Raw genomic sequence first — 6432 nt, forward strand, 5'->3', positions numbered from 1 at the left:
ATGATCGATCCTTTTATGAATGCTCAGCCGCCGGCGACCGGCGAGACAATATCGAGCTTGTCGCCGGCATTGAGCGCCTTCGATGCATGCTCGCCGCGCGCCACGAACTGGCCGTTCAGGGCCACGGCGAATGGCGGCTTCGCGCCGAAAGCTGCAAGCGCGTCGGTGACGGTGGCGGCATCGGAGACGGAAAACGGCTGCTGATTGATGTGAATGTTCATGATGAATCTCAAAGCACGGACGCCGCGTGTTCGCAGCGCAGCAAGGCGGACCAGCGGGCCTGCTGGCGCCAGTCATCGAAGGAATCGGGGTTATTGATCGCGCCGGCGAGCAACGCTTCGGCGAGCGCGCGGGCGGTGTCCGCGACTTCGGGCGCAATCATGTAGCCGTGCCGGTATAAACCATTCACGCGCAAGGTTCGTGCGCCGTCCCAGACAACCGCCGGCCGGTGGTCCGGCAAGGTCGGGCGGCATTGCGAATTCAGCTCGAGAATGCGCGCCTCGCCAAAACCCGGATGCACCGCGAACGCGGCGCTCAGCAGTTCCAGCGCGGATCGCACGGTGACAGGCGACATGTCTTCGCCCTCGACTTCGGTCGCGCCGATCACGTACAAATCGTTTTCCTTCGGCGCGATGTAAAGCGGATAACGCGGGTGCAGCAAACGCACCGGCCGTGTCAGGCCGATACCCGGCGCATGCACGCGTGCGACTTCGCCCCGGATGCCTCGCAACGCCGGCCACGCGGGTTTGCCGCCGAGACCACGGCAATCGATGACAAAACGCGCGTCCGGCATCGTATCGATCGTTGTGTTCCAGTGAAGGTCGACGTTGCGCTCCGCGAGTCCTGCCGCGAGTGCAGTCAGGACCTGGCGGTTATCGAGCTGGCCTTCATTGGGGAGCAGCCAACCCTGCGGGAAACGTGTGCCGAGCGATGGTTCGGCAGCCGCGACCTGCAGGCCGGACAGCTTGACGAAGCCGTCCTGAAACAACGCCGGCGGCGCATTCGCCCGCAAGCGGCGCTCGAACAGCGGCGCCTCGGCGCGATCGCCGGCATGCCAGACGACCAGCGTGCCATTACGCTGATAGAACACCGGTTGTGGCAATTGCGCGATCAACTGCGGCCAGCGCTCAAGCGACGCCGCCCCGAGTTCCGTGATCAGCAATTCGGCGCTGGCCGCTTCGGCGAGCGGCGCGAGCATCGCCGCGGCCACCCAAGCCGCCGACTGGGTGCCCGCTGCATCGCCTCGTTCGTACAACGCCACGCGATGCCCCGCGCCCGCCAGCAGCCACGCGATCAGCCGCCCGCACAGGCCGCCGCCGACGACGGCAAAGTCGGGCTGGGCAGACACGAACGGATTGGACCGCATAACAGTATTCACGATGACGATGCCTCCTCAGCAAACGCTGCAGAACGGACAGGCGCGCACGAAGCACAAGGAAGTCGATGTCGGGAGAAATGCCCGTTTCGAGCCCTGACTGAACGCGCGGCGCATCAAACATGTTCAGGGACGAAACCACGGCGAGAATGCAGCCGGCGCGCACGAAATGCGGATTGCGGGCCAGCCAGAACTGGAAGAAACAGAAAACCCCATGCGGGTTTCCGGAAACTTCCCTCGCCGGTATTACCCGGATCGGGTGCAAAGGGACTCTCTCAGCCTCGCCGCGCGTTTCTCCACTTTTTCAAACCCGGAGACGCGTGCCGAAGCACCCCTGTTTCGTCAACAATCATTAAAACATAAAAACGAAACGACCCGCAAACAAGCGGCTCTCATACTAGCGACCCGAACAGGGAAAAAGCCTGCCTTTCTTCCCTTTCGTTGGAGCCCGGCCCACTCTGGCACAATGCCGCGAACGCCGATGCATGTTGCAATTGCACGGATACAGCGAGAATTAAGGAGCAGTTAAGGCGCGCCCGAAACAATGCTCCGGCGCGCGCCGCCTTTGCTGATTGCGTACGATCCCAGGCCACCGCCAAGTTACAAACCTGCCGCCGAGCCGGCACGTCCTCAGGAAGCTCATGACCATCACACCTCCAGGCAACACAGAACAAAACGCCGACAAAGTGTCGGCGTGGAGTCTCATCAAGCCTTATTGGGTATCGGAAGAACGCGGCATTGCGTGGCTTTTGCTGGTTGCGATCATCGCGATCAACATGACGGTCGTGTACATCAACGTCCGCCTGAACAAGTGGAACGGGGACTTTTACAACGCGCTGCAGACCAAGAACGTCCACGACTTTCCGCACTTGCTGATGATCTTCACCGGTCTTGCGTTTGCGTACATCCTGCTCGCGGTATACGGCCGGTATTTGCGGCAGATGCTCGGCTTCCGGTGGCGTCAATGGCTGACACATCGCTACCTCGAACAATGGCTCGGCGACAAAGCCTTCTACCGCATAGAACGCGATCGTCTCGCCGATAACCCAGACCAGCGGATCAGCGACGACCTCCAGTCGTTTGCCACGACGACGCTGGCGTTATCGCTGGATTTGCTGTCCACGCTCGTGACGCTCGCCACGTTCATCACCATCCTGTGGTCGCTCGCCGGCGCGTTGAGTTTCTCCGTGTTCGGCACGGCCGTCACCATTCCGGGCTACATGGTCTGGGCCGCTGCGGGATATGCCGTCATCGGGTCGCTCCTGATGCAACGCTTCGGCCATCCGTTGGTATCGATCAATTACCAGGCGCAGAAAGTGGAAGCAAACTTCCGCTTCGGCCTCATCCGCATTCGCGAAAACGCCGAGCAGATCGCGTTCTACGATGGCGTCGCGACCGAGACCACGACCGCCAAGGGCATCTTCCAGACGATCCGCCAGAACTACTGGCAGATCATGAAATACACCAAGCGGCTCACCTTCGTACTGGCGTTTTATAGCCAGGTGGCGAACATCTTCCCGATCATGGTCGCCGCGCCCCGCTACTTCGCCGGGTTTTATTCGCTCGGCGTGCTGATGCAGATCAGTTCGGCGTTCGGCACGGTCAGCGACTCGTTTTCGTGGTTCATCAATAGTTACTCGACCTTGGTCGAATGGCGCGCGACCGTGAACCGGCTGCGCGAGTTCAAGCGCGTGATGCGCTCCACGCACATCAAGGAAGCGATTTCGCCGGCAACCGTGCATGGCGGCATCAACCTGCATTACGCGAGCACGGATGCGCTGATAACGAAGGGATTGAAACTGGCCTTGCCCAATGGCAAGCCGCTTGCCAGCGTCGCCGATGTCACCGTCAAGCCGGGTTCGCGATGGCTCGTGCAAGGGCCGTCGGGTTCAGGCAAGAGCACGTTGATGCGCGCGCTGGCCGGCTTGTGGCCGTTCGGCGATGGCACCATCGATGCGCCCGTCGATGCAAAGCTGATGTTCATCCCGCAGCAAAGCTACTTGCCGATCGGCACGTTGAAGGCGGCGCTGAGCTATCCGTCGGAGGCGTCCATTTTCTCCGATGACGCCTGCCGCGAAGCGTTGCGCGTCTGCAATCTGGCTGCATACGGCACGCGGCTGGAAGAGTCCGGTCATTGGGCGAAGATGATGTCGCCGGGCGAACAGCAACGGCTTGCTGCGGCTCGAGTGCTGCTGCACAAGCCGGACTTCATCTTCCTCGACGAAGCGACCAGCGCCCTCGATGCCGAGAACGAGATGCTGATCTATACGGCCTTCATCGACGCCTTGCCGAACGCCGCGATTGTCAGCGTCGCGCATCGGGAATCGGTCTCCGGGTTCCATGAAAACCGGATCGATATCGAGCGCGCGGCGGTGGAAAGTATCCCGGCGTAGCGCACCGGTTATTGCGTGTTTAGAAAAGCGGGCGCTTGTTGACCCGCTTTTCGCATTTTTGGACGCCGTAGAATGTCTCGCCGCCCTTGCAGAAGCGGGCATTGAACAGGAGACGGGATGCGAGCGTTCGAGTGGTTCACCGAGTTGACGACGCGCGAGCGCCGCACGCTTTACGCCGGGTTCGGCGGCTATGCAGTCGATGCCTTCGACTTCATGATCTACTCGTTTCTCATTCCCACGCTGATCGCCACGTGGGGCATGACCAAGAGCGAAGCCGGGATGATCGCGACGAGTTCGCTGATTTCATCGGCGATTGGCGGATGGCTCGCCGGCATTCTCTCCGACCGATACGGCCGCGTGCGTGTGCTGCAGTGGACCATCGGCTGTTTTGCGTTCTTCACGTTTCTATCCGGCTTCACCCATTCGTTCGGGCAGTTGCTTGTCACGCGTACGCTGCAAGGCGTGGGCTTTGGCGGCGAATGGTCGGTCGTGACCGTGATGATGGCCGAGACGATCCGCTCGCCGCAGCATCGCGCGAAAGCGGTCGGGACCGTGCAGAGCAGCTGGTCGTTCGGATGGGGCGCGGCCGCCATTCTCTACTGGGCGTTTTTCGCGTTGCTGCCGGAGGATACCGCGTGGCGTGCGTGCTTCTGGATCGGTATCGTGCCGGCGTTGTGGATACTTTATATTCGCCGCAATGTCAGCGATCCCGATATCTTCCTGGCGACGCGTCGCGCCCGCGATGCTGGCACCGAAACGGCCACGTTCTCCGATATTTTCAAAGGCCCTTATCTCAAGACAACGATACTCGGCAGCGCGTTATGCACCGGCATGCTCGGCGGTTATTACGCGATCACCACGTGGCTGCCCACCTACCTGAAGACCGAACGGCATTTGTCCGTGTTCAACACGAGCGGTTATCTCGTGGTGCTGATCGTCGGCTCGTTTCTTGGCTATGTGTTCGGCGCGATTCTTTGCGACAGGATCGGACGGCGTGCGTCGTTCGTGCTGTTTGCCATCGGCTCATTTTTGCTCGGCATGATCTACACGATGATCCCCATCACCGATCACGCCATGTTGCTGCTTGGCTTTCCGCTCGGCATTGTCGTGCAGGGGATTTTCGCGGGCGTGGGGGCGTATTTATCAGAGTTGTATCCGAATGCGATTCGCGGATCGGGACAGGGATTTTGCTACAACCTCGGACGCGGGCTTGGATCGTTCTTTCCGATTCTTGTCGGGGTGTTTTCGCAAAGCATGTCGCTCGTCAAGGCAATAGGCGTGGTCGCGGGGACAGGGTATTTGCTGGTGATCGTCGCGGCGTTGTTGTTGCCGGAGACAAAGGGGAAGGCGCTGAGTTGAGGCCGCCTTTTTTTCTTTTTGCGCGGCCTCGTTCGGCTTGGCTGCTTAATCCACCTCGAAGATCTCGCGTCCGTTCGTCGGCTGCACCGGGCGTTGATTTCCATTATAGAAATGATGCATGGCATCGAGTTGCTGCTTTGTGATCGTCATCGGTTCCTTGAACTCGATCCACGTCACACCTTCCGTGCAAGGCGGCGTTGTGAGTGATCCACTGTAGGTGTAATAACCCTTGTTTTTAGGTAGCAAGTCGAGTGGATTTACCGTCACGGCAGTCACTTTCATCTCAGCACCCGCCTCGTTTGGGACGCGATCGAGCATCGCCTGGATGACAGGGTTCGCGCGCTCGCCGAGCTTGAATTGCACGGCTAATACGAGCAGCTTGCCATCGGCGGAACTGTGCACAAGGTGAGCGTCCATCACGCTTTCCTTGCCAGCGAAACGCTCTTCGCCTGGCGAGTGGAAGTGGAATTGAACGAGTTGATAGGCGTGATCGCCGAGGGTGATGCTGTCAGTGCCGGGCGTTGCGTTGAACTGAACCGCGTGGCCGGTATTGACGATATCGATGGGAAGCGACGCGTAGTTGATCTTGAGGCGCGGCATGTCGGCGGGCGCCTTTTTCGCGCCTTCGATGTTGATCGGCGATTCAGCGCGGCCGCTTTCGCATGCGTGGAAGGCTTCGCTCAAAGCGCCCCAGTGCGCGGGGCCGTGGTTGCCGGTATAGGTCCAGCCGTGGTTTGTTTCTGCCGCGGATGTCGTTAGTGAAACGAAGGCGGTAATTAGGATTGCGCCGCTGGACTTCCACTTGATCTTGGTCATGCCGTACCCCCGGAAATGTGAGGGCGTTAGCATGCGCCGGGGTTAGAGCGGGGGATATCGGAGAAGTCGTAATAGCGGGTTGTGGAAATGGAAACGGTGCCGACCGCCAATAAAAAAACCGGGCTCACCCTCGAGCCCGGTTTCAACAAACCGCAACGATAAACCAAACCCTATCGCGGCAATTCGCTAGACCCCATCAAAAATGCATCGACCGAACGTGCGCACTGCCGGCCTTCGCGGATCGCCCACACGACCAGCGACTGGCCACGGCGCATGTCGCCGGCGGTGAAGACCTTCGGCACCGACGTGAAGTACGCCTTCTCGCCTTCGGTCAAAGCCTTCACGTTTCCACGCGCGTCTTTATCGACGCCAAACGCTTCAAGAACCGGCGACGTAGGCTGCGTAAAGCCCATTGCGAGCAGCACCAAATCGGCCTTCATTTCGAACTCCGATCCCGCCACTTCCTGCATCTTCCCGTCCTTCCATTCC

At 60.1% G+C, this 6432-nt stretch carries 6 protein-coding genes and 1 riboswitch; of the genes, 2 read left to right on the plus strand and 4 right to left on the minus strand.

What is annotated here, in order from left to right:
• Positions 1 to 23: 23 nt before the first annotated feature.
• On the minus strand, positions 24 to 221 hold the full coding sequence (gene thiS / locus ACFFAR_RS21410) for a sulfur carrier protein ThiS (RefSeq protein WP_062000997.1): 198 nt from the start codon (positions 219 to 221) through the stop codon (positions 24 to 26).
• Between the two features lie 8 nt (positions 222 to 229).
• Positions 230 to 1366, minus strand: a complete 1137-nt coding sequence (locus tag ACFFAR_RS21415; protein WP_375508422.1) for an FAD-dependent oxidoreductase — start codon at positions 1364 to 1366, stop codon at positions 230 to 232.
• A 224-nt stretch (positions 1367 to 1590) separates the two neighbouring features.
• Positions 1591 to 1721: riboswitch (TPP riboswitch) on the minus strand.
• A 295-nt stretch (positions 1722 to 2016) separates the two neighbouring features.
• Between ACFFAR_RS21415 and ACFFAR_RS21420 the strand changes: the two genes are divergently transcribed.
• A complete protein-coding gene (locus tag ACFFAR_RS21420) occupies positions 2017 to 3768 on the plus strand; it encodes an ABC transporter ATP-binding protein/permease (RefSeq protein WP_062000452.1) in 1752 nt (583 codons plus the stop codon).
• A 117-nt stretch (positions 3769 to 3885) separates the two neighbouring features.
• On the plus strand, positions 3886 to 5127 hold the full coding sequence (locus tag ACFFAR_RS21425) for an MFS transporter (RefSeq protein ID WP_375508420.1): 1242 nt from the start codon (positions 3886 to 3888) through the stop codon (positions 5125 to 5127).
• A 45-nt stretch (positions 5128 to 5172) separates the two neighbouring features.
• On the opposite strand, the gene ACFFAR_RS21430 is transcribed toward ACFFAR_RS21425, so the two are convergent.
• Positions 5173 to 5943 carry a carbonic anhydrase family protein gene (locus tag ACFFAR_RS21430; RefSeq protein WP_174365212.1) on the minus strand — a complete coding sequence of 257 codons (771 nt, stop codon included), beginning with the start codon at positions 5941 to 5943 and terminating at the stop codon, positions 5173 to 5175.
• Positions 5944 to 6113: 170 nt separating this feature from the next.
• Positions 6114 to 6432, minus strand: a 319-nt coding sequence (locus tag ACFFAR_RS21435) for an FAD-dependent oxidoreductase (protein ID WP_375508421.1), incomplete at its 5' end; no start/stop codon positions are given.

The sequence above is a fragment of the uncultured Caballeronia sp. genome (assembly GCF_964243625.1).
GTDB lineage: Bacteria > Pseudomonadota > Gammaproteobacteria > Burkholderiales > Burkholderiaceae > Caballeronia.